21 protein-coding genes are annotated in these 24,599 nt (G+C 42.5%); 14 read left to right on the forward strand and 7 right to left on the reverse strand.

Features of this window, described 5'->3' with window-relative positions; translation table 11 throughout:
• Window positions 1-30 precede the first annotated feature (30 nt).
• Together BUC10_RS03320 and BUC10_RS03325 are read left to right on the forward strand one after the other, a co-directional pair.
• Entirely contained in the window at window positions 31-1,794 is a 1,764-nt protein-coding gene (locus tag BUC10_RS03320) for a hypothetical protein (protein ID WP_131819035.1), read from the forward strand.
• Window positions 1,795-1,939: 145 nt separating this feature from the next.
• Window positions 1,940-3,475 (forward strand): YifB family Mg chelatase-like AAA ATPase, encoded by a 1,536-nt coding sequence (locus BUC10_RS03325; RefSeq protein WP_073176463.1) that lies wholly within the window; start codon window positions 1,940-1,942, stop codon window positions 3,473-3,475.
• Between the two features lie 2 nt (window positions 3,476-3,477).
• Here the strand turns inward: BUC10_RS03325 and BUC10_RS03330 are convergent, their stop codons facing one another.
• A complete protein-coding gene (locus BUC10_RS03330) occupies window positions 3,478-4,128 on the reverse strand; it encodes a GNAT family N-acetyltransferase (RefSeq protein ID WP_131819036.1) in 651 nt (216 codons plus the stop codon).
• Between the two features lies 1 nt (window position 4,129).
• Window positions 4,130-4,996, reverse strand: a complete 867-nt coding sequence (locus BUC10_RS03335) for a beta-keto acid cleavage family enzyme (protein ID WP_073176465.1) — start codon at window positions 4,994-4,996, stop codon at window positions 4,130-4,132.
• Between the two features lie 304 nt (window positions 4,997-5,300).
• On the opposite strand from BUC10_RS03335, the gene BUC10_RS03340 reads away from it, so the two are divergent.
• Window positions 5,301-5,711 carry a hypothetical protein gene (locus BUC10_RS03340; protein ID WP_073176466.1) on the forward strand — a complete coding sequence of 137 codons (411 nt, stop codon included), beginning with the start codon at window positions 5,301-5,303 and terminating at the stop codon, window positions 5,709-5,711.
• On the opposite strand, the gene BUC10_RS03345 is transcribed toward BUC10_RS03340, so the two are convergent.
• Window positions 5,708-6,151, reverse strand: a complete 444-nt coding sequence (locus tag BUC10_RS03345; RefSeq protein WP_073176467.1) for a hypothetical protein — start codon at window positions 6,149-6,151, stop codon at window positions 5,708-5,710. The genes BUC10_RS03340 and BUC10_RS03345 overlap by 4 nt on opposite strands.
• 179 nt (window positions 6,152-6,330) lie before the next feature.
• Between BUC10_RS03345 and BUC10_RS03350 the strand changes: the two genes are divergently transcribed.
• The 11 genes from BUC10_RS03350 (at window position 6,331) to BUC10_RS03400 (ending at window position 19,343) form a co-directional block, all read left to right on the forward strand.
• Window positions 6,331-7,527: an Nramp family divalent metal transporter gene (locus tag BUC10_RS03350; protein WP_073176468.1), complete on the forward strand. Its 1,197-nt coding sequence runs from the start codon at window positions 6,331-6,333 to the stop codon at window positions 7,525-7,527.
• Window positions 7,528-8,271, forward strand: a complete 744-nt coding sequence (gene pxpA, locus BUC10_RS03355) for a 5-oxoprolinase subunit PxpA (RefSeq protein ID WP_073176469.1) — start codon at window positions 7,528-7,530, stop codon at window positions 8,269-8,271.
• Window positions 8,268-9,002 (forward strand): 5-oxoprolinase subunit PxpB, encoded by a 735-nt coding sequence (pxpB, locus tag BUC10_RS03360; protein WP_073176470.1) that lies wholly within the window; start codon window positions 8,268-8,270, stop codon window positions 9,000-9,002. Before pxpA ends, pxpB begins: the two co-directional genes overlap by 4 nt.
• Entirely contained in the window at window positions 8,995-9,834 is an 840-nt protein-coding gene (locus tag BUC10_RS03365; RefSeq protein WP_073176471.1) for a 5-oxoprolinase subunit C family protein, read from the forward strand. Before pxpB ends, BUC10_RS03365 begins: the two co-directional genes overlap by 8 nt.
• Before the next feature lie 356 nt (window positions 9,835-10,190).
• Window positions 10,191-11,867, forward strand: a complete 1,677-nt coding sequence (ilvD, locus tag BUC10_RS03370; protein ID WP_073176472.1) for a dihydroxy-acid dehydratase — start codon at window positions 10,191-10,193, stop codon at window positions 11,865-11,867.
• A 47-nt stretch (window positions 11,868-11,914) separates the two neighbouring features.
• Entirely contained in the window at window positions 11,915-13,648 is a 1,734-nt protein-coding gene (ilvB, locus tag BUC10_RS03375) for a biosynthetic-type acetolactate synthase large subunit (protein ID WP_073176473.1), read from the forward strand.
• The gene (locus BUC10_RS03380; RefSeq protein WP_073176474.1) at window positions 13,649-14,230 is read left to right on the forward strand and encodes an O-methyltransferase; all 582 of its coding nucleotides are present in this window, start codon (window positions 13,649-13,651) and stop codon (window positions 14,228-14,230) included.
• Between the two features lie 2 nt (window positions 14,231-14,232).
• Window positions 14,233-14,760, forward strand: a complete 528-nt coding sequence (ilvN, locus tag BUC10_RS03385; RefSeq protein ID WP_073176475.1) for an acetolactate synthase small subunit — start codon at window positions 14,233-14,235, stop codon at window positions 14,758-14,760.
• Between the two features lie 22 nt (window positions 14,761-14,782).
• Complete coding sequence (ilvC, locus tag BUC10_RS03390; RefSeq protein WP_073176476.1) at window positions 14,783-16,258, forward strand: ketol-acid reductoisomerase; 1,476 nt, start codon at window positions 14,783-14,785, stop codon at window positions 16,256-16,258.
• Between the two features lie 33 nt (window positions 16,259-16,291).
• Window positions 16,292-17,593, forward strand: coding sequence for a threonine ammonia-lyase IlvA (ilvA, locus tag BUC10_RS03395; RefSeq protein WP_073176477.1), 1,302 nt, complete (start codon window positions 16,292-16,294; stop codon window positions 17,591-17,593).
• Between the two features lie 160 nt (window positions 17,594-17,753).
• On the forward strand, window positions 17,754-19,343 hold the full coding sequence (locus BUC10_RS03400; protein WP_073176478.1) for an NADP-dependent glyceraldehyde-3-phosphate dehydrogenase: 1,590 nt from the start codon (window positions 17,754-17,756) through the stop codon (window positions 19,341-19,343).
• A gap of 141 nt (window positions 19,344-19,484) precedes the next feature.
• On the opposite strand, the gene leuB is transcribed toward BUC10_RS03400, so the two are convergent.
• From leuB to leuC, 4 genes are all read right to left on the reverse strand, one after another.
• On the reverse strand, window positions 19,485-20,540 hold the full coding sequence (leuB, locus tag BUC10_RS03405) for a 3-isopropylmalate dehydrogenase (RefSeq protein ID WP_073176479.1): 1,056 nt from the start codon (window positions 20,538-20,540) through the stop codon (window positions 19,485-19,487).
• A gap of 119 nt (window positions 20,541-20,659) precedes the next feature.
• Window positions 20,660-22,177 (reverse strand): alpha-isopropylmalate synthase regulatory domain-containing protein, encoded by a 1,518-nt coding sequence (locus BUC10_RS03410; protein WP_073176480.1) that lies wholly within the window; start codon window positions 22,175-22,177, stop codon window positions 20,660-20,662.
• A gap of 57 nt (window positions 22,178-22,234) precedes the next feature.
• Window positions 22,235-22,831 (reverse strand): 3-isopropylmalate dehydratase small subunit, encoded by a 597-nt coding sequence (gene leuD, locus BUC10_RS03415; protein WP_073176481.1) that lies wholly within the window; start codon window positions 22,829-22,831, stop codon window positions 22,235-22,237.
• Between the two features lie 40 nt (window positions 22,832-22,871).
• The gene (gene leuC, locus BUC10_RS03420; RefSeq protein ID WP_073176482.1) at window positions 22,872-24,281 is read right to left on the reverse strand and encodes a 3-isopropylmalate dehydratase large subunit; all 1,410 of its coding nucleotides are present in this window, start codon (window positions 24,279-24,281) and stop codon (window positions 22,872-22,874) included.
• Between the last annotated feature and the right edge of the window lie 318 nt (window positions 24,282-24,599).

A 24,599-nucleotide genomic window follows, 5' to 3' on the forward strand; every position in this document is an offset into this window, starting at 1 on the left:
TAATAACGCCTTGGCGATAATAGCTGATTTATGAAAAATAGTATTTTAACCTTGTTCACTTGCCTAGCTTTTGGAATGACCGGTTTTGGTCAGTCCATGCAGTCAAACCTTGGCAATAAGATTCCGCAAGAGTCCGTTTATTTGCAGTTTAACCAGTCTTTATTGTTTTCTGGGGAACACCTACTATATAAGGTGTACTGTTTGGATAAAAGTAGACGACAACTTACCCATATCAGTAAAATGGCCTACGTGTCCTTGGTGGATAAGAACGGGAACTCCGTTTTTACCCACAAGGTGCGACTTGAGAAAGGAGCGGGTTATGGTGATTTCTTTGTGCCAACTTCAATTACCACGGGAAGTTATAAGCTCATTGGCTATTCTGAATGGATGAAGAATTTTGGAAAAGAAACCTTTTTTCAATCAGATGTAAAGATTATAAACCCCTACCAACCACTTCCTGCAGAGTATCTAGAGCAGGTGGTTGATTCTACCATGGAGACAACAAACTTAAACATTTCACAAGGTGTCCATCAAAATATACCAAAAGAGACTAATGGAAACGGAGTGCTTAAGGTTGATTTGGAAAAAAACGAACTTGACAAGAGAGAGAAGTTGACCATCACTTTTAGCACTGAAAATGAGAATTTCGCCAATGGTAATTATGGGCTTTCCGTTAGAAAATTGGACCAAATGGACGCTCCTTCTCAAATATCGGCTCAGGCTTTTTTCAAAGATTATGTGAACCGTGAAAGTACGGCCCAAGCTCCTAGTACCGTTCAAAATCTTCCCGAAATAAGAGGAGAAGTAATTTCAGGAACCATAGTAAACAAAGAAGGTGGGACACCTGTTGGTGAAGTAAAGATTTCGCTATCATTACCCGGAGAAGATTATCTTTTCAATGTTGCCACTTCTGATGCCCAAGGAAGGTTCAGATTTGTGGTTGATCAAGAATATGACAATGTGACCGCGGCGCTCCAAGTTTTAGCTGAAGATTCAGGATCCTATGAGATTCGAATGGACGAGAACAAAGCGGCTTACCCTGGTGTACAAGTGGTCGAATTCAAACTTTCCAAAGAAATGGGAGCGTTGATCCTAGAAAAAAGTATTCAAAACCAAATTGAGAATGGATTCCGGGCTGTGAAGTCTGACTCGATAATTCCTGCCCAGCATGCCAAACCATTTTACCGAAACTATACGGAACATTATGATTTGGATGACTATACACGTTTCAATAGCATCCAGGAAACCATTGTAGAGGTAGTTGACCAAGTATCGGTAAGACGATTGGACAATGGGGACCGCTGGTTTGAAATTAGACCCGAAGAAGGATTTACCGATTTGAACCTGAGACCAATGGTTTTTGTAGATGGCCTTTTTGTAAAGAGACATGAGGAATTTATGGACTTCGGCGCCAAAAAAATAAAGTCGATTAGTTTTGCCAGAAATAAGGTGATTTTAGGGCAACAGGTATTCCAGGGAGTGCTCTCCTTTAAAACTATTGAAGGCGATTTTTATTCCAGTTTTTACACCCCGAATATTGTGAATGTGGACCTGTTCAAGCCTCAACCCAAGAAACAGTACTTTAATCAAACCTATACTGGAGACAATACAAATGACAGGGTTCCAGATTTTAGATATCAGCTTTTATGGGTTCCAAAATTAGATTTAGCCGATGGCTCCGAGGAGTTGGAATTGTTTACATCTGATGTCTCCGGGACTTATTTGTTGACCTTGGAAGGCTTTTCGGCAACCGGGAATCCGGTGTCCATCTCTCGGCAGTTTATGGTTAAATAAGTCTTCCATTCCTAATGGACTTTGCCAATCAACTAATGTGGTTATTAGATTAAATGGTATACTCGTCAATTCAAATGGGGTAACCATCAAATAGTGCACTTTTGTTTTCCGTGCAATTTTACTTTTAAGATTCTAAATGTAAAAGATGCTCGTAAAAGTATATGGAAGTGCCGTATTTGGGGTGGAGGCCCAAACCATTAGTGTAGAAGTCAACGTTGATCAAGGAATAGGGTATCATTTGGTGGGTCTCCCGGATAATGCCATAAAGGAGAGTAACTATCGGATTGCCGCGGCCTTGCAGAACAATGGATATAGAATTCCGGGTAAGAAAATTACCATAAACATGGCTCCTGCCGATCTTCGTAAAGAAGGTTCGGCCTATGATTTAACATTGGCTATCGGTATTCTATCGGCTTCAGGGCAGATGAAGTCCGAACATGTTGACAGGTATTTGATTATGGGTGAATTGTCCCTGGACGGAAAACTACAACCCATAAAAGGGGCATTGCCCATCGCTTTACAAGCTAAGAAAGATGGGTTTACAGGATTTATTTTACCCAAGGTCAATGCAATGGAAGCCGCCGTTGTGGATAAGCTGGATGTGCATGGGGTGGAAAGCATAGAAGAGGTGATACATTTTTTTGACTTGGGAAAACCGCTGCCCAAGACCGCTATAGACCTGAAAGAACAATTCTATAAAAACCAGGATTTTCCAGACTTCGATTTTATGGATGTTAAGGGGCAAGAGAGTATAAAGCGTTGTATGGAAATTGCAGCGGCTGGAGGACATAATATTATTTTAATAGGCCCTCCAGGTTCTGGAAAAACGATGTTGGCCAAACGATTACCATCTATTTTGCCCCCAATGACTCTTCAAGAAGCTTTGGAAACAACCAAGATACATAGTGTAGTGGGGAAGGTCAAAAATGTTGGGCTCATGAACCAGCGACCTTTTAGGAATCCGCACCATACGATAAGTAGTGCTGCACTTGTAGGAGGGGGAAGTTATCCGCAACCAGGTGAAATTTCACTTTCGCACAATGGGGTACTGTTCCTAGATGAGCTTCCAGAGTTTGAACGGCGGGTGTTGGAAGTGATGAGACAGCCTATGGAAGATCGTGAAGTGACCATTGCGAGGGCACGGTTTACGGTTACCTACCCCAGTAGTTTTATGCTGGTGGCCAGTATGAACCCAAGTCCTAGCGGCTATTTCAATGACCCGGATGCCCCGGTGACTTCCTCCCCAATGGAGATGCAACGCTATTTGGGTAAGATATCAGGACCTCTCTTAGACCGAATAGATATCCATATTGAGGTCTCTCCAGTTCCTTTCGATAAACTTTCCAATGAGTCGAAGGGAGAAACTAGTGCCGAGATCAGACAACGTGTGGTAATGGCAAGGTTCATACAAACAGAACGCTTTGCTTCATTTGGACATGTTCACTATAATGCACAAATGAACACCAAGCAAATAAGAAAGTTTTGTGTTTTGGGCGAATCACAGAAAACGCTATTGAAAGGAGCTATGGAAAGATTGAACCTATCTGCCAGGGCATATGACCGAATTTTAAAGGTAGCAAGAAGCATCGCCGACTTGGCAAATGAAACAGAAATTAACGAATCTCATATCAGTGAAGCCATCCAATATCGCAGTTTGGATAGAGAAGGGTGGTTGGGGTGATTTCAGTTTTTTTGAAAGTCCCTTAGCTTAAAGGTCCAATACTTTTTTCGGAACAACCCAAGGCAAAAGTATAACGAAACATTTTCAGCATTAAGTTTTTCCTTAAACTTTCTAGAAGAGTTATTGAAGTATTCTGTAACACTGAAGATTTTAGTTATACCCTCTGCTTTCAATAGTTCGTATGATCTGTGCCTTAACAAAGGAGCTAAATTACGACCTCTGTAGTCGTTCATTGTATACATGTTAAGCAAGTAAGCTTCATCTTCATCAAGTTGAATTTTTTTATTGTTTATGATAATATCATTGTACTCAATAAACATTAGGGCAGCTACTTTATCACCATCTTTGAAGGCAACACATTTTTGACCTCTTTTTATCCCTTTGACCATTTCGAATTTATTGGATCGCATTCGCAATGATCGCATAGCTTCTATATCTTTTACTCCAAGTATTTCAAAATTATATTGGGTTTCTTTATCACGAGATTCGGGAATCACATATTCAGCATGCCCTTCTTTTACCCAATAATATAAATCAATATCAATCCCGGTCCGGGTTAAAAGGTTGCGCAGACTGTAAAGCACCAAGCCGTTTTTAAACCTGTTTCTAATTAACGATAGAGTGTAATTCCTATTCTGTTTTTCTAAACTCACATTATCTTTTTAAACCATATGAACCATTTCCTGGAGCCATGTTCATTAAGGCCCTAAATTCTGAAGCTGGCATTATTTTCCTTTCATTGGCTTGTGCTATGGTATGGATTCTTTTTATTAAACTATTGTTTGAAGCCAATTTGGTGCGTTTGGTGTCGTACCAGATATTATCTTCTATACCCACTCGAACTCCTCCGCCTATGGCTATTCCAATGGAATTCATTTTCAATTGGGCGTTTCCAATCCCTGCTAAACTCCAAAGTGATTTTTCTGGTAAATCGTTGATCATTATTCCAGCGTTTAACAGATTGGCTTGTGCACACGCAATATTGCCAAGAATAAGATTAAAATAATAGGGCGGCTTGATCAAGCCTTTTTTAGCCAAGTATTTTGCATAATTGATCATTCCTATATCAAAAGCCTCTAATTCAGGGATGATTCCATTTTCCAACATAGTTTTGGCAAGTTTTTGAATCATCTCCGGTGAGTTTGTGCTAGCGGTAGCGTTGAAATTGAGCGAACTCAGTGTCAGGCTACCCATATCAGGTTTAAGGGCGCCCTCAAGGAACAAAGGCTCTGAACGCTTTTCAAATTCAGAAAAATTGCGACCGCTGAGCGATACGCAAATCACCAACTCTGGATCATACTTTCTAATTCCTTCAATGATTTCACCATAGATTTCCTTCTTGTAGGTAGGTACGCCCGTTTGCGAATCTCGTGCATGTAAGTGCACCATTGTGATTCCCAATTCTGACGCTTCCAATACTTGATCAACGATTTCTGGAACGATAATAGGAACATGGGGGGTCATTTCCTTGGTGGGTATCATTCCAGTAGGTGTGAAATTTACGATAAGATTGTTTCCCATAATAATGACTCTGTTAAAACAGAAAATAAATATAACTCACAGAATATGGGTACGATAGAAAATCGGTTGGCTGTTGGTTTTATTGGATATATGGCATATTTCTTATCGCTTAGACCCGGTCCGATATTGCAGTTTATGAACTGTTCTTGATAAGGAATCCTTTGAAATTTGAAGGAGTTTTCATGAATCCTCTAAAAAGTAACGGCTGAAATTATATTTATTTAAAATTTGAGTTAAAACTCTGATTTGTAGGTGTTAATGTGTTTTAAGCGAGTAAATTTGCACCCCTTTTTAACATACGGTTATGCAGTGCGTAGAATTGAATCCCGTGGGCAATTTTGACCCGTGGGAGCAAGAGAAGATAGATGAACTGTTACATAAAAACATTTCCCAGTCCCTTGGTGATAAGCTTGTATTTGAAAATGAGAATGTCAAATTATGGGACTTAAGATTGAATCCTGGAGAACGAATTCCCTTTAGAAAACATAATACCAATTACAGTTGGGTCTGCGTCACCGGTGGCTTGGCCTTAACCCGTCATGGCAATGGTAAAATAGATATGCTCAAACTAGATCCGGGAGATACAGAATACCGTGAACACAAGGGCAAGGACTATACCAACGACCTTGAGAATATTGGAGAGCATCCTATTGTGATCAATATTTTGGAGTACAAGGAAAGCCCTATAGGCCACCAAGTGTTGTTTCCTAATTAGATAGCCTTAATATTCGCCTTTAATCCGTCTATGATTCCTAAAATATTTTGTACGGTATCTTTCAGGTAATACTTCACGGCAAGATGCGGAATCCGTATGGTGGTAAACCCATTTTTAAAGGAATGCATGGCTTCTTCCAGGTCACTAATGGCCTGTTCGTGGGTAATCATATTGTAATCCTTATCGATCTCAATATTAAGTTTCACTCTGGAAATAGCGATGTCCACAGATTTTTTTCCATCCCACCATTCCAACATAGGATGTGCGCCTGCTTCCTTTAAGGCATAAAAGAGATGAATCGCCTCAAGCGGTGTATTGTTGTTCAGTATGATTTTTTTGATAAGTCGGCTATGTCTTTCGCACAATTCAATGCCTAGTGATTCTAGAGATGCTTTGTGTTCGTCATGTCCGATGTCTTTACCACAATCCTTACATGTCATGAGTATTGGCTAAGTTTAGGTCAATTATTTGATTTGGGACTATTATAACTTTGCTATTTTCATATTCGTATAAAATATCGATGTACAACACCCCATTTTTAGACGAAATGCATTTTTTTGGATGAAATGCAAGTTTTTAGGCAAAACAGCTTACTTTGAACCTAACAAATTGAACCTATATGCTTAAAAGAATTGGCCCAGGAATTTTGGTGGCAGCTGCGTTTGTTGGCCCGGGAACTATTACCGTATGTACCTTGGCCGGCGTAAACTTTGGCTACGCACTTCTATGGGCTGTATTACTTTCCGTAGGGGCTACCATTGTTCTTCAAGAAATGTCAGGACGTATTGGGGTGGTGACCCAAAGCGGATTGATGGATGTTGTCAGAAAAGAACTTAGAACGAAATGGATACGGACATCGGTAATCGTCATAGTGCTGTTTGCCATATTAATTGGCAATGCAGCATATGAAGCAGGTAACATTGGAGGGGCTACCTTGGGATTGGAGGGTTTGTTTGGTAAGAGAGCGATTTCTTCATTCTACCCATTAATTATTGGAATTTTTGCCTTTATTCTGCTATGGTTCAGTGGGTACAAGGCCTTGGAAAAGATTTTTGCTGCTTTGGTCGGTGTAATGGGGATTTGCTTTTTACTGGCCGCGATATTGACCAAACCTCCAATTCTTGAAGTGCTTGAGGGTTTGTTGGTTCCGGGATTGCCCAATGGCAGTGTACTGACCGTGGTGGCATTGGTGGGAACTACGGTGGTTCCGTATAATCTGTTTTTACATGCTTCATTGGCCCAAGAAAAATGGAAATCGACACGCGAACTAAAGTCAGTAAGGTGGGATACCATAATATCTATTGGACTTGGTGGAATAGTGTCCATGGCTATTTTGATTGCTGCGGCTGCAGCTCCCATGGGCAAGGTTGGCAATGCCATGGACTTGGCCAAAGGTTTGGAACCTCTTTTTGGAAAGAGTGCAATTTTATTTATGGCTGTAGGATTAATAGCCGCAGGTATTACCTCTGCGATTACCGCTCCCTTAGCTGCCGCTTTTGTGGCCAGTAATTGTTTGGGTTGGAAAGGGGGAATGCAAGATAAGCGGTTCAGGTTCATTTGGACCATGGTACTGGCACTTGGTGTTTTCTTTTTGTCGTTCAATATTAAACCGATTCAGATTATTCAGTTTGCACAGATTGCAAACGGGGTGCTTTTACCGGTAATGGCCATTTTATTACTTTGGATCGTGAACCGAAAGTCTGTAATGGGCAAGCATCGTAACTCTGGAATTCAGAATGTTTTTGGACTCATCATTGTGCTTTTTTCTGTGTTTTTAGGGGTAAAAAGTATACTAAAGGTTATTGGATTGTTCTAAATGGAGCACTGGATTATAGACATTAACTGTGACGTAGGGGAGGGAGTTGGAAACGAAGCAGAACTCTTTCCGCATATAAGCTCTTGCAATGTGGCTTGTGGCGGACACGCCGGTGATTTAGAGATAATGTCCGAAGTGGTCAGATTGGCCAAGAAACATGAGGTGAAGGTTGGTGCCCATCCCTCATACCCAGACAAGGCGAACTTTGGAAGGGAAGTGATGACCATTTCCAATTTGGATCTTAAACAAAGTATTTTGCAGCAGTTAAAAGATTTTCAAGATATTTTGGATAGGGAAGGTATGGTCATGAACCACATTAAGGCCCATGGAGCATTATACAATGAGACTGCCAAAAATATTGGTTTGGCGCAACTCTATTTAAACACGGCTAAGGAGTTTGGCCTTTCAGTGCCATTATATGTTCCCTTCGGCTCTGTTGTTGCAAAAATGGCCTTGGAAAAAGGATTGACAATTAAGTATGAGGCCTTTGGAGATAGAAACTACAACCCAGATTTGAGTCTGGTTTCCAGAAAGTCGGCCAATGCACTTATCGAGGACCCTGAAATAGTTTTGACACATGTATTGCCCATTGTTAAAAATGATACCGTTTTTACGGTGGACGGGAAAAAAGTTAAACTCCAAGCGGAAACCCTGTGCATTCATGGAGATACGCCCTCTGCATTACAAATATTAACGTATCTTTCACAGGAATTGCCTAAACATAAGGTACTCGTACAAAAGTGAAAAACCACCCCCTTCGCATAGAGCCATTTGGGCAAAGAGCCGTACTCGTGGAATGGCCTGCCCAAGTGAGCGAATCCATTTTAGCAGAAATCCTTGATTTTGTGGACAGTTTTAAAAACCTGGGACTACCCAATTGGGAAGTGTCGGTGGCATATAATTCCCTAACCTTGGTTAACACAAGACAGAATATTGATTTTGAACAGGTCAAAACTCAGATTTTATCCGCCTATGAGGGGATAAAAGTAAAAACCAAACATAGTAATGGCTTCCTTTGGAAACTTCCTGTATGTTACGAGGAGGAATTCGGGCTGGATTTAAAAGAAGCGGCCGAAGTATTGGGGATGACCATTGATGAGCTTATCAGGGAACATACAGCTTACCAGTATACAGTATATGGGATAGGGTTTTTACCGGGTTTCATGTATTTGGGGGGATTACCTCAGCAATTGGAAATCCCCAGACGAAAAGAGCCTAGGTTATCCGTGGCCAGAGGTTCGGTTGGATTGGCCGGAAAACAAACAGGAATTTATCCTCAAAACTCCCCTGGTGGCTGGAATATAATCGGGAGTTGTCCGATTCCCATTTTTGATATTTCAAAAGAGCAACCGTGTTTTGTTAAGGTAGGGGATAAGATTCAGTTTGAACCTATTTCCAAAGCAGCGTATGATCTCAAAAAGATTGAAGCTGAAGTCGGTATATATCAACCACAAAAAAAGAGGTTAAATGCTTAAGGTCCTCAAGTCAGGATTTTTTACGTCCATCCAAGATTTAGGTCGATTTGGATACAGGGACATGGGAGTGCCGGTATCGGGAGCCATGGATACCGAAGCTGTCAAAAAAGCTAATCAACTTCTGGAGAATGCTTTGGATGCCGCTGCTTTGGAGATTACCATGACTGGGCCCACTTTGCTTTTTGAAGCGCCAACGTTCATCTGCCTATCAGGTGCTAACATTTCGCCCACTTTAAATAACGAGCCCGTATCGCAATATCAAGTGCTAAAAATCGGCAAGGGAGATATTTTGTCTTACGGCAAAATGGAAAATGGATTTAGAAGTTATTTGGCAATTAAAGGTGGATTGGAAACCCCTGTTGTTTTGGGAAGCAGGTCGCAATATATTCCTATAACTCAAAAAAAATGCTTGAAAGATGGTGATGAGCTCCGTTATGAAGAAACCGTCGCATTTGAGCCGGCCTTATCTGGGCTAAAAGTTGAAAATAAGTTTCAACAAAACGAACTCGAAGTATTTAGAGGCCCAGAATTTTCCATTTTATCAGATTCACAATTAGCCACTTTGTTCGCCCAGCCCTTTACCGTTTCTGAGAAGAACAACAGAATGGCCTATCAGCTTGCAGAATTGCTTCCAGGGCATAAATACTCCATGCTTACTTCGGGAACGCTGCCCGGTACGGTACAGTTCACGCCTGCCGGCCGTTTAATTATCCTTATGAAAGACGGGCAGACCACTGGAGGGTACCCTAGGGTCTTGCAGCTTTCAGAAGAGGCAATAGGTCTGTTGGCCCAAAGGAAATTTGGAGACTCCATCTCTTTTAAATTGATTTAAGAATTTTTGGTTCATCTTGGTATTTACTATCTTTTTTTGTACACTTGAAGTATGAATAGACAAAATTTGGTCATTAGCGTCGTCATTATTGTTCCAGCCATGGAATGATACAGACTTGCTATTGATTAAAAAGGCCTGTATCCTAAAAGATACAGGCCTTTTTTTATGCCTTGGAAAAGAAATGAATATGGGATTTTATATGGATTTAAAATACTGATAATCAAATAGATAAATAACTATTAATTTAAATGGCTTTATAAGCCCAAAAACTGTTAAAAATATGGAGGTTTGGAAACATCTATCTTTGGATGCTAGAGTAAATTCAATAGAATACCCTTTCGGAAAGAAAATCAATAATGGAATTGAACAAGTATAGTAAAAACGTTACCCAGGACCCTACGCAGCCTGCAGCGCAAGCGATGTTGCATGCAATAGGTTTGACAGAAGAAGACCTTCAAAAACCGTTAATTGGAATTGGAAGCACGGGCTATGAAGGTAATCCTTGTAATATGCACCTAAATGAATTGTCAACCTATGTAAAGGAGGGTGTTCAGCAGGGAGATTTGGTAGGTTTGATTTTCAATACCATTGGGGTAAGTGATGGTATTTCAATGGGGACTTATGGAATGCGATATTCCTTACCTTCAAGGGATATCATTGCAGATTCTATGGAGACTGTGGTACAAGCAATGAACTATGATGGATTGGTTACCGTTGTGGGCTGTGACAAGAATATGCCCGGAGCACTTATGGCCATGATTCGTTTGAACCGCCCTTCCGTTTTGGTCTACGGAGGCACCATAGCCTCTGGCTGTCTTGGCAATAAAAAATTGGATGTGGTTTCGGCTTTTGAGGCTTGGGGAGAGAAGGTTGCCGGAAAGATGAACGAATCCGAATACAAAAATGTCATTCAAAATGCCTGTCCTGGTGCCGGAGCCTGCGGAGGTATGTACACCGCAAACACCATGGCTTCAGCAATAGAGGCTTTGGGCATGGCATTGCCTTACAATTCTTCTAACCCTGCCGTCGGTGATCGTAAAAAACAGGATTGTGTCGACTCAGGAAAGGCATTGAGATATCTATTGGAAAATGACATCAAACCCAGCGATATTATTACCAAAAAATCCTTGGAAAATGCTGTGCGACTAATTACTGTGCTTGGTGGGTCCACCAATGCAGTGCTTCATTTTCTTGCGATTAGCAAGGCAGCGGAAATCGATTTTACTCTTGAGGATTTCCAACGAATTAGTGACACTACCCCGTTTTTGGCCGACCTAAAACCTAGTGGAAAATATTTAATGGAGGACCTTCACAAGGTGGGTGGCGTTCCGGCGGTAATGAAATTCATGTTGAAACATAATATGTTGCATGGAGATTGCTTGACAGTCACTGGAAAGACGGTTGCAGAAAATCTTGCCAATGTTCCGGACTTGACCGAAGGGCAACAGGTGATGAAGGATTTGGACAATCCTATCAAGGAAACAGGACATCTCCGAATTCTATATGGCAACTTGGCCGAAGAAGGTGCTGTGGCTAAAATCACTGGAAAAGAAGGTTTGCATTTTTCAGGTCCCGCCAAGGTTTTTGAGGGAGAGTTTAAAGCTAATGATGGTATCAAAAATGGTTTGGTAAAAAAAGGTGATGTGGTCGTTATTCGCTATGAAGGCCCAAAGGGAGGGCCGGGGATGCCAGAAATGTTGAAACCTACAGCTGCAATAATGGGTGCAGGTTTGGGCAAGGATGTGGCTTTGATCACAGATGGGCGTTTTTCCGGGGGAACACATGGTTTTGTGGTGGGGCATATAGCTCCTGAAGCACAGGATGGTGGAACAATAGGGCTAGTAATGGATGGGGACATCATTACCATCGATGCAGAGAAAAACAGCATTACCGTTGATGTTTCGGAAACTGAGCTGGCTTCAAGAAAACAAGCCTGGACACAACCCGAATTAAAAGTAAGAAAAGGAAGTTTATACAAATATGCCAAGACGGTTTCGTCAGCTTCACAAGGCTGTGTAACAGATTTACTCTAGCATAAGTACAGTAAAATATTGGTAAGTACTTGCCAAAAACGAGAACTATGGAAACATTAAAAGCCCAAAAAGTTAAGAACGAGAAGCAGGCTGCCATCAGAATAAGTGGGGCGGAGGCCATTATCCATTGTCTGTTGGCTGAGGGTGTAGACCTAATTTATGGCTACCCTGGAGGCGCCATTATGCCTGTGTATGACGAGCTGTACAAGTTTCAAGATAAATTGACTCATATTTTGACCCGACATGAGCAGGGGGCAACCCATGCTGCGCAAGGTTATGCCCGGGTGAGCGGAAAAGTCGGGGTGGCCATGGCCACTTCTGGACCTGGGGCTACCAATCTGGTTACCGGACTGGCGGATGCCCAGATTGATTCCACACCTATGGTCTGTATTACAGGTCAAGTACCGAGGCACTTGTTGGGCTCGGATGCTTTTCAAGAGACTGATATTGTAGGCATTTCAACTCCGGTGACTAAATGGAACTATCAAGTGACCAAAGCAAGTGAGATTCCAGAGATAATGGCCAAGGCGTTTTATATTGCACGGTCTGGAAGACCTGGCCCAGTATTGGTTGATATTACGAAAAATGCCCAGTTTGATGAGTTGGACTTTGTCTATGAGAAGTGCACAGGTGTTAGAAGTTATAAGCCAATCCCGAAACCAGACCAAAATTCGTTGAAACAAGCCGCGGAATTGATAAACAATGCCAAGAGACCCTATATTGTTTTTGGACAGGGGATTATTCTAGGGGAGGCAGAGGACGAATTGAAAGCCTTGGTGGAAAAAGCAGGAATCCCTGCAGCGTGGACCATTTTAGGACTATCTGGCATGGATACGAGCCACCCCTTGAATGTTGGCATGGTTGGGATGCATGGAAATTATGGCCCCAATGTGCTCACAAATGAATGCGATGTGCTTATAGCCATTGGAATGCGATTTGATGACAGGGTAACTGGAAGTTTGGATACCTATGCCAAGCAGGCCAAGGTCGTTCATTTTGAAATAGACCCTGCTGAAATCAATAAAAATGTAAAGGCAGATGTCGCGGTACTTGGAAATGCCAAGGAAACTCTTGGGCTTTTGTTGCCCTTGATCAACAAAAATGAGCATACGGCATGGCGGACTGAATTTGATAAGAAGTATCAAATAGAATACGATACCGTCATAAAAAAAGATATAACACCTACTAAGGATGGATTAACGATGGGTGAGGTGATTGAGCAAATCAACATCGCCTCGGAACATAAGGCCGTGATTGTTACTGATGTTGGACAGCATCAGATGATTGCGTGCAGATATGCCAAGTTCAAACAGACCAAAAGTAACATCACCTCAGGTGGTTTGGGAACTATGGGATTTGCATTGCCTGCGGCTATAGGTGCTAAAATGGGCGCTATGGAGCGCGAAGTTGTTGCTATTATTGGTGATGGCGGCTATCAAATGACCATTCAAGAACTGGGAGTCATTTTCCAACATAATGTCCCAGTCAAGATTGTTGTGCTGAACAATGACCATTTAGGTATGGTGCGTCAATGGCAAGAGCTTTTCTTCGAAAGCAGGTATGCGTCCACCGTGATGACCAATCCGGATTTTGTGAAAATTGCAGAAGGCTACCATATCCAATCAAGAAGAGTAACAGAACGTTCAGAGCTTCAAGATGCGGTAACGGAGATGATTGCTTCCAAGAATCCATACTTTTTAGAGGTGCGGGTGGAAAAGGAGGATAATGTATTTCCAATGATTCCCTCAGGAGCTTCGGTTTCAGATATTCGATTGAAGTAGATGGACCAGACCAATATTTTAGATGCACCAAAGGTGTATTCCGATTTGGTTTCCAAGTCCAAGGAAGTTGGGTTCACCATGCCTTCTGATTTATACATTGGAACGCTTCTGAAAACTTTGGTCGCCTCAAAACGTGGTGGGAGTTTCTTGGAATTGGGTACTGGAATGGGGCTATCATTAGCTTGGATTTTGGACGGGATGGACAAGGATTCATGCGCCATCAGTTTGGATAATGATGGCGATTTAATTGATATCGCAAAAGAGTTTTTTCACAAGGAAGCAAGACTTAAGCTTTTTTGTTGTGATGGGGAGGTATGGCTTAAGGAGTACACTGGAGATGGTTTTGATTTAATATTTGCAGATGCATGGCCGGGAAAATATAGTACTCTTGATAAAGCTTTGTCCATGGTAAATATGGGTGGTTACTATGTAATCGACGATATGAAGAAGCAGCCTAACTGGCCAGATGGACATGAAGAACTTGCTAAATCACTGGTTGACATCTTGGAGAAAAGAGAGGATTTTGTATTAACAAAAATGGATTGGTCCACAGGAGTGATTGTGGCCGTCAAAATAAAATAGGTATGGAAAAACAATGGTACACCATTTCCGTATACTCGGAAAATAATGTAGGACTGTTGAATAGAATATCAGGAATATTCTTAAAGAGACACATTAATATAGAAAGTCTAAATGTTTCTAAATCAGAAATTGAGAATGTTTCAAAATTTACTATTGTAATATATTCAACTGAAGATTGGGCGCGTAAAATTGTGGGACAGATTGAGAAGCAAATCGAGGTCATAAAAGCCTATTACCATACTGACGACGAGACCATTTATCAGGAGTCCGCTTTGTTCAAAATTGCTTCGGACCTACTTTTCGATGAACGTCAAATCCAGAATATCATAAAGGATAGCAATTCCCAAATTGTCACCGTGGCCCGCGATTTCTTTGTATTGGCCAAAACTGGAAGACGTCATGAGATAGATGAAATGCACGATGCCTTGGAACCTTATGGCATCATGCAGTTTGTTCGATCTGGTAGGATTGCCGTGACCAAGGCTACCATGCCGATTACAAATATTTTAGCAGAATTTCAAAATCAATAAATAGCACTTAATAAAAACCAAGATGACAAATTACTTTAATACGCTATCGCTTCGAGATCAATTGACCCAATTGGGAAAATGTCGGTTTATGGAAGCTGGCGAATTTGCAGATGGCGTTACGGCCCTTAAGGGAAAGAAAATTGTAATCGTAGGCTGCGGTGCCCAAGGGCTTAACCAAGGATTGAACATGCGTGATTCAGGATTGGATATTTCCTATGCGCTTAGAGAGGCGGCAATCAAAGAGGAGCGTCAATCCTTTAAAAATGCCAAAGAAAACAATTTCAATGTGGGAACCTATGAAGACCTAATCCCAACTGCAGATTTGGTCATTAACCTTACGCCGGACAAGCAGCACACCAATGTAGTGAGTACTGTTATGCCGCTGATGAAGCAAGGTGCCACCCTTTCGTATTCACATGGCTTTAATATTGTGGAGGAAGGCATGCAGGTGCGCGAAGACTTAACCGTTATTATGGTTGCGCCAAAAAGCCCAGGCTCGGAAGTTAGGGAGGAGTATAAAAGGGGATTCGGAGTTCCTACCCTAATAGCGGTTCACCCTGAGAACGACCCGGAAGGCAAGGGATTGGCTCAGGCCAAGGCGTATGCCGCTGGTACAGGTGGACATAAGGCTGGAGTTTTGGAGTCGTCGTTTGTTGCCGAAGTGAAGTCGGATTTAATGGGGGAACAGACCATCCTTTGTGGATTGTTGCAAACTGGTTCCATACTGTGTTTTGATAAAATGATTGAAAAAGGAGTTGATGCAGGATATGCTTCAAAACTGATTCAATACGGATGGGAGACCATCACCGAAGGCTTAAAGCATGGAGGTATTACCAATATGATGGATCGCTTGTCGAATCCCGCAAAGATTAAGGCTTTTGATTTGGCTGAAGAGTTGAAGTCGATAATGCGCCCCCTATTCCAAAAGCATATGGATGATATAATGAGCGGTCATTTTTCAAAAACAATGATGGAAGATTGGGCCAATGGGGATAAAAACCTTTTGGATTGGAGAGCTGCTACAGGAGAGACCGCATTTGAAAAAACTCCGGCCGGAAACGATGAGATTTCGGAACAAGAATATTATGACAATGGCGTGCTTATGGTGGCTTTGGTAAAGTCTGGGGTGGAATTGGCCTATGAAACCATGACCGAATCTGGGATTATTGGGGAATCTGCCTATTACGAATCCTTGCATGAAACACCATTGATCGCGAATACCATCGCAAGAAAAAAACTCTTCGAGATGAACCGAGTGATTTCGGATACGGCCGAATATGGATGTTATCTGTTTGATCATGCCTGCAAGCCACTTTTGGAAGGTTTCATGAAAACAGTGGAGACGGATATCATCGGCACCCATTATGGGAAAAGCAAGGACAATGGGGTGGACAATATGAAATTGATTGCGGTGAACAAGGCTTTGCGAGAACATCCCGTGGAAATTGTTGGTGCAAGATTGCGCGAGTCCATGACGGCCATGAAGCCTATCGTGTAATAATCCGAGTAACACTGGAAAAGCTGTTTTTCTATGAAAAACAACCTAAATACAAAACAAGAAAAGGGGCATGATTCTAACGTGCCCCTTTACTTTCCCAAGCTGTCCGATATTCAGGAAGCGGCTAAGACTATTGGACAGGTGGTTTCGGAAACTCCCTTGCAACATAGTATCCGATATTCCAAGAACTACGATGCAAATATCCTTCTGAAAAGAGAGGACTTGCAACGTGTTCGAAGTTATAAGATTCGAGGTGCGTTCAATAAAATTAGCTCCCTTTCCCCTAAGGAACTGAAACAGGGCGTGGTCTGCGCAAGTGCGGGTAACCACGCTCAAGGAGTGGCTTTTGCTTGCAAGCACTTGGGAGTAGATGGTACGATTTTTATGCCGGTGGTTACCCCAAAACAGAAAATAGACCAGACAAAGATGTTTGGGGGTGATAGGGTCAAGGTTGTTTTGGACGGAGATACTTTTGATGACTCGTACAGTGCGGCCATGGACTTTTGTAAAATGAAAAGAAAGACCTTTGTCCATCCGTTCGATGACCCCAAAACCATTGAAGGTCAGGCAACAGTAGGGCTGGAGCTTTTAGATCAAACCACAGAGCCAATCGACTATGTTTTTGTCGCCGTAGGTGGGGGAGGACTCGCCTCGGGGTTATGTGCTACTTTCAAAGCTTTATCACCCGAAACCAAAATCATTGGTGTGGAGCCGGAAGGGGCACCTTCCATGAAGCTGTCCATGCAAGAAGGTAAGTTGGTGCAACTTTCACAAATAGACAAGTTTATCGACGGGGCTGCAGTGCAAAAAGTAGGGGAATATACTTTCCCAATTTGCAGGGACCACCTTTATCGAATGGAAACTGTACCCGAAGGGAAAGTCTGCCAGACGATTTTAGAGCTATACAACAGGGATGCCATTGTGGTTGAGCCAGCTGGAGCACTTACTATAGCGGCATTGGATTATTTTAGGGAGGAGATGCTGGGGAAAAACGTAGTCTGCATCGTTAGCGGTAGCAACAATGATATTACGCGAACAGCGGAGATTAAGGAAAGGGCACTGCTCCATGGAAGGCTTAAGCATTACTTTATAATAAGGTTTCCCCAGCGTCCGGGTGCCTTAAAGGAATTTGTGGCCGATATTTTGGGGCCAAATGACGATATAACCCATTTTGAGTATTCGAAAAAATCGAGTAGGGAAAACGCTCCCGCTGTGGTGGGCATTGAGTTAAAGTCCCCTGAGGATTTGGAACCATTGATAGCTCGTATGAAAGCTAGAAATTTTTTCGGGGATTATCTTAACAACAAACCTGATTTGTTTCAATATCTCGTCTAAAAAAGACTGGAATAAATTTCTTTTTGTGCAATCCGTAAAACTATATCGTTTGCGTAGATAAAGCTTTGAAAACGTGCATATTCCAAGCATTTTTATAGTAGATTTGTTTTCAATTTTCGGTTAAAAAACAACATAGACTAATTACATAAACTTCAATAATATGCCTGCAAAATCAGCAATACCTGAAGCACTTCAAATCACCGACCAAATACATCAAAAAACATACTTGGTCAATGGTGAATTACGTGAATGGAAGGGTAAGAACACTGATGTTATATCCACTATTTCATCTACTGACGATTATGCACATACCATTTTGGGCAGCATCCCGGATATGGGAGAAACGGAAGCTATGGAGGCTCTTGATGCGGCTGTAGGGGCCTATGATCAAGGGCAGGGTGTTTGGCCTACCATGAAAGTTAAAGATCGCATCGAATGCATGGAATCTTTTGTAAAAAAGATGGAGGAAAAACGTGAGGAGGTGGTTAAATTATTGATGTGGGAAATAGGGAAGTCCATGCCAGATTCCTATAAAGAGTTCGATCGTACTGTGGAATATATCTACGATACCATTGAGGATTACAAGCAATTGGACCGTAATTCAGCCAAGTTTTCTAAACACGATGGGGTGTATGCACATATTCGAAGAGGACCACTTGGTGTAGTGCTATGTCTAGGGCCATACAATTATCCGTTGAACGAAACTTTCGCTCTATTGATTCCGGCCATAATTATGGGGAATACCACCATCTTTAAACCAGCAAAGCACGGGGTGTTGTTAATTACACCATTGTTAGAGGCTTTTCAAAGCAGTTTTCCGAAAGGAGTGGTGAACATTCTTTTTGGGCGCGGTAGGGCAGTTGCTGCACCGATTATGAAGACCGGAAAAGTGGATGTACTGGCACTTATCGGAAATAGTAAGTCGGCCAATGCGCTCCAGGATCAACATCCTAAGAGTAACCGTTTGCGACTGGTACTTGGATTGGAGGCAAAGAACCCCGCTATAATTCTCCCCGATGCAGATTTAGACCTAACCATTAATGAATGCATCGCCGGGACATTGTCTTTTAATGGACAGCGTTGTACAGCGCTCAAGGTTGTCTATGTACATGAGGATGTAAAAGAAGAATTCCTTAAACGATTTTCGGAAAAAGTGGACGCACTTAAATTTGGAAATCCATGGGACAAAGATGTAAAGCTTACACCGCTACCTGAACCTGGAAAGCCGGATTATATTCAAGATTTATTGGACGATGCCAAGGGCAAAGGCGCCAAAGTCCAAAACAAAAAGGGAGGGAAACGTTCTGATAACTATATCTGGCCAGCGGTACTTTATCCTGTAACAAAGGATATGCGTGTGTATGAAGAGGAACAGTTTGGTCCGATAATTCCCGTGGTTTCCTTTACAGATATTGAAGAACCTTTGGATGATATGGCCGAATCAAACTACGGGCAACAGGTGAGTTTGTTTGGAAAGGATGTTTATACCCTATCTCCGCTAATTGATACCCTTGCAAATCTTGTTTGCCGGGTAAACTTGAATAGTTCCTGTCAGCGGGGCCCAGATGTATACCCGTTTACGGGCCGAAAAGACTCGGCGCAATCTACTTTAAGTGTTCATGACGCTCTTCGTTCCTTTTCAGTACGAACGTTTGTGGCCTTTAAGGACAACGACCTTAATAATGAGACCATAGAGCAATTGCTGGAAGCCAAGGTGAGCAACTTTTTAAGCACCGATTATATTCTTTAAATGTCAGATGCTTGACATTGAGATTTGATCTTGAACTTGAGCTTTGGTCTTGAACTTGAGCTTTGAATTTGAATTTTCCCACAATTTCAAAAAAAAGCCCCAGGAATCCCCGAGGCTCTTTGAGTTTATATAATTGCTTATCTAAATATTCGCGGCAAGCCAATCGCCAACTTCGCTGGTCTTGTAGGCTTTGCCGCCCTCAGCTAAGTCTTCGGTAACCACACCTTCTGCTAGGGATTTATTCACCACATCCCTTATGGCTAGGGCCTCATCCGGCAAATTAAAATCTTCGAACAGCATAGCGGCCGAAAGTACTGTGGCCAGTGGATTAGCAATATCCTTGCCCGCTGCCTGCGGGTACGAGCCATGAATGGGTTCGTATAAAGAAACCTTGCTTCCCACGGATGAGGAGGGCATCAATCCCATAGATCCAGAAATCACGGAAGCTTCATCCGTTAAAATATCCCCAAACAAATTAGCTGTGATAATGACATCGTATCCTTTGGGCCACTGAATTAATCGCATAGCCACTGCATCCACAAACTCATAGGAGACCTCAACTTCTGGATATTCTTTTTCTAGGGCCTGTACAGTTTCTCTCCAAAGTCTTGATGCCTCCAGCACATTGGCTTTGTCCACACAGCACAGTTTTTTGCCGCGCTTTATAGCCATTTCAAATCCTTTTCGGGCTAACCGTTCCACTTCAAAACGTTGATAAGTCATGGTGTCAAATGCCGTATCACCATCGTCTTTTCGACCACGTTCCCCAAAATAAACCCCGCCCGTTAGTTCCCTCAGGATAATAAGGTCAGTACCCTCTATCCGATCTCTTTTTAGGGGAGATTTATCAATCAAAGATGGAAAGGTGAAGGTGGGGCGCACATTGGCGAATAATCCCAGCTTTTGCCGCATTTTTAGCAAGCCTTGCTCGGGTCTAATCTTGGCCGATGGGTCGTTGTCGAAGCGTGGGTGGCCAATGGCACCGAACAGCACAGCATCAGAGTTCGCACAGATATCATGGGTTTCATCTGGATACGGCTCCCCAACGGCATCAATTGCTGCGGCCCCGGTAAGCGCGGGAGTCCAGCTAATCTCATGGTTGAATTTCGCCGCAACGGCATCGCTTACCTTTACGGCCTGATCTATTACTTCGGGTCCTATTCCGTCCCCGGCTAAAAGCGCTATGTTTAATTTCATATGGTGGTTATGAGTTGTTAGTTATCAGTTTTTAGAGATGGTATTTTAGATATCACAGTCGTTGTATTGTTTCCGTATGCTGGGTTGTGAATCTTGTTTCTTCCAATCTTGATTCTATGTTAAAATAGGTTTAGCATTTTTTCGGTGGCTTTGATTGCCGATACGGTTTGGTCCGAATCCAATCCACGCGTAGTAAAACTTTTTTCCTTGGTTTGCCAAGTGATTATGGTTTCACACAGTGCGTCAGAGGTGCTCCCTGGAGGAATACGTACTGCATAGTCCACTAATTTGGGCAATTCCATCTTCTCTCGGCCATATACTTTTTTCAGGGCATTTATAAAGGCATCAAACTGGCCATCGCCCTGAGCATTTTCCTCATAGGCCTTCCCATCAATTTCAATAGATAGAGTGGTAGAGGGTTTAAGACCTTTGGAATGTGTTAGCACATAAGATTTCACAAATACGCGCTGCTGATGCCATTCTGAATCGAGTACATCCGAAATGATATAGGGCAGGTCATCTTTGGTTACCCTTTCTTTCTTGTCCCCAAGTTCAATGATACGCTCTGTAACCTTTTTAAGTTCGTCATCATTAAGGGTCAATCCCAGCTCTTGAAGGTTCTTTTGAATATTGGCTTTTCCGGAGGTTTTTCCTAAAGCGTATTTGCGTTTTCTACCAAATCTCTCGGGCAATAAATCATTAAAGTAAAGATTCTTTTTACTGTCTCCATCTGCATGTATGCCAGCAGTTTGAGTAAAAACATTGTCTCCAACAATGGGTTTGTTGTCCGGAATGCCAAAGCCGGTAAATGCTGATACCAGTTTGCTCACCTTGTACAAGGAAGATTCCTTGACGTTGATGGCTATATTGGGCATAAAATCGTTCACAACGGCAACCACGCTTGCTAGTGGCGCATTGCCCGCCCGTTCTCCCATTCCATTAACGGTAAGGTGAAGTCCATGAACGCCTGCTTTTAGCGACTCCATAACATTGGCAACGCTAAGATCATAGTCGTTGTGGCCATGGAAGTCAAAGTGGGTGTTTGGATAGCGTTGTATAATTTGATCTAGAAAATCAAAAGTTTCCTGATGTGTTAATACGCCCAGGGTATCTGGTAGCAAAATCCGTTTTACCGGTTGTGCCGTCAGAAAATCCAGGAAGTGAAAAACGTATTCGGGGGAGTTGCGCATCCCATTGCTCCAATCCTCCAAATAAACGTTGGTGGTAATGCCCAAAGTTTCAGCCTTGCTGATCACTTCACCAATGTCCTTAAAATGTTGATCCGGGGTTTTCTTGAGCTGGTGGGTCAGATGATTCAGAGAGCCCTTGGTCAGAAGATTTTGAACCTTGGCGCCGGTAGCTACCATCCAATCTAGGGAAACACCCTTGTCTACAAAGGTCAACACTTCCACTTTTTGGAGATACCCTTCAGATTTTGCCCACTCTGTGATATTTTTAACCGCTTTAAACTCGCCATCTGAAACTCGTGCCGAAGCCACTTCAATACGATCTACCTTCAACTCTTCCAACAATAGTTTGGCCAAGGTGAGTTTTTCGGAAGCCGAAAAGGAAACTCCTGAGGTTTGTTCACCATCACGGAGGGTGGTGTCCATAATTTCAACCGTTCTATGCGACATGGATTTCCTTTTTACGAATGCGATTAAAATTTAATAACGAGGCAAAAGGTTTAAGGTTTAAAGTGGGGTATTTTGGGCGAATTCCTGAATATTGTTCTGGATGTTCAGCAAGTAGTCAATGTCATCAAAACCGTTCAGCATATTTTCCTTTTTATAGTCATTGATGGCAAAACCTTCCTTTGCACCGCTTTCCAAAAGTGTAATGGTCTGCTCGGGAAGATTTATTTCCAACTCCGTATTTGGATTGGTCTCAATGGCCTTGAAAATTTCGTCCAAAAACTCTGGACTTACCTGAACAGGAAGTACTCCAATATTCAAGCAATTGTTCCGGAAGATATCAGCAAAAAAGCTGGATACCACGCAGCGGAAACCATAATCGTAAACTGCCCAGGCTGCATGCTCTCTTGAAGACCCCGAACCAAAGTTCTTACCACCTACCAAAATCTTTCCGCTGTAGATGGGATTGTTGAGCACAAAGTGCTCTTTCGGAGTGTCGTCTGAGTTAAATCGCCAGTCTCTAAATAGATTGTCACCAAAACCCTTACGTTCGGTTGCCTTAAGGAAACGTGCGGGTATTATTTGGTCCGTATCCACATTTTCTATTGGAAGTGGAACGGCTGAGCTGGTTAATATGTTGAATTTATCGTATGCCATTATTTCTTAATTATCAATGTTCAATGATTTTCTGGTCCGGTTAGGCTTCTTGCAGTTCCAGCAATTCTCTCGGGTCGGTCACTTTTCCGGTAACTGCTGCTGCAGCCGCAACCAAGGGACTCGCCAAAAGTGTGCGGGCACCAGGACCTTGTCTTCCCTCAAAATTTCTGTTGGATGTGCTCACTGCATATTTTCCTGCAGGAATTTTGTCATCGTTCATGGCCAAGCATGCAGAACAGCCAGGTTCTCTTAGTTCAAATCCAGCATCATGCAGTATATCCAGAATACCTTCTTCCTTTATGGCCTCTTCCACGCGATGCGACCCAGGAACCAACCATGCGGTGACATTATCGGCCTTTTGACGACCCCTAATAATGGACGCAAAGGCCCTGAAATCTTCAATTCGGCCGTTGGTACAACTGCCCAGGAATACAAAATCAATGGGCTTCCCAATCATCGCGTCGCCTTCATTGAACGCCATATAGGCCAAGGACTTTTGGTATGTGGCCGCTCCACCTTCCACGGCATCTGCCGTTGGGATATCATTTTGAATACCCATTCCCATTCCGGGATTGGTGCCATAAGTGATCATGGGTTCTATTTCGCTGGCATCAAAAGATATTTCTTTATCGAAAACCGCATCATCCTCGGTATACAAAGTTTGCCAGTAGCTCATAGCTTTATCCCAATCAGCTCCTTTGGGAGCATATTCCCTTCCTTTTACATAATCGAAGGTCTTTTCATCTGGGGCTATCATACCTCCGCGAGCGCCCATTTCAATACTAAGGTTGCAAACGGTCATCCGACCCTCCATGGACATATTTCTAAATACTTCTCCTGCATATTCCGCAAAATAACCAGTGGCGCCAGAGGTGGTGAGTTTCGAAATGATAAATAGTGCTACATCCTTTGGTGTAACGGCTTTGTTGAGTTTTCCATCGATATTAATGCGGAGACTCTTGGGCTTTGGCTGCATGATACACTGGGTGGATAATACCATTTCCACTTCGCTTGTTCCAATACCAAATGCTATTGCACCAAAGGCTCCGTGCGTGGATGTATGCGAATCCCCGCAGACTATGGTGGCACCGGGAACCGTAATTCCGTTTTCCGGACCAATTACATGGACGATTCCATTTTTCTCATGTCCAAGCCCCCAGTATGGAATGCCATGTGCTTTTGAGTTTTCCTCAAGGGCTTTCAATTGGTTGGCGGAAAGCTTATCCTTAACCGGTAAATGTTGATTTCTGGTCGGGGTGTTGTGATCCGCAGTAGCAAAAGTACGTTCCGGGTAGAGTACATTGATACCGCGATTCTTCAATCCCAGAAAAGCCACTGGACTCGTGACTTCATGTACCAAATGTCTATCTATGAACAACACATCGGGACCATTTTCGATATGCTGAACCACGTGCGAATCCCAAACCTTGTCAAATAGTGTTTTACTCATCGTAGCAATCAATAATTATAAGCTCGTAAATTTAAAATATGAAAACCAAAAGTGGTTTTTTCATTTTCTAAAATTACGACGTCCAAGGGAAGTTTTATGTCGCTTGGGAGCGAAAAAGATATCCTTTATGGAATTCAAACAAAAAGCATTGGAATCGTTGATGCTGTAAGGAAAACTATGAGAAATGAGCTACAATTTTGAATGGTAAACCAATTTCCCGATGAAGGTTTACCAGCTGGTTGCGATATGGACCTTAACTATGGATTGATTTTTAGCGCATTAAGTGTAAGCTTCTGAAATTTAACAGGTTTCAATTTA

It is taken from the genome of Flagellimonas flava, assembly GCF_900129665.1.
GTDB lineage: Bacteria > Bacteroidota > Bacteroidia > Flavobacteriales > Flavobacteriaceae > Flagellimonas > Flagellimonas flava.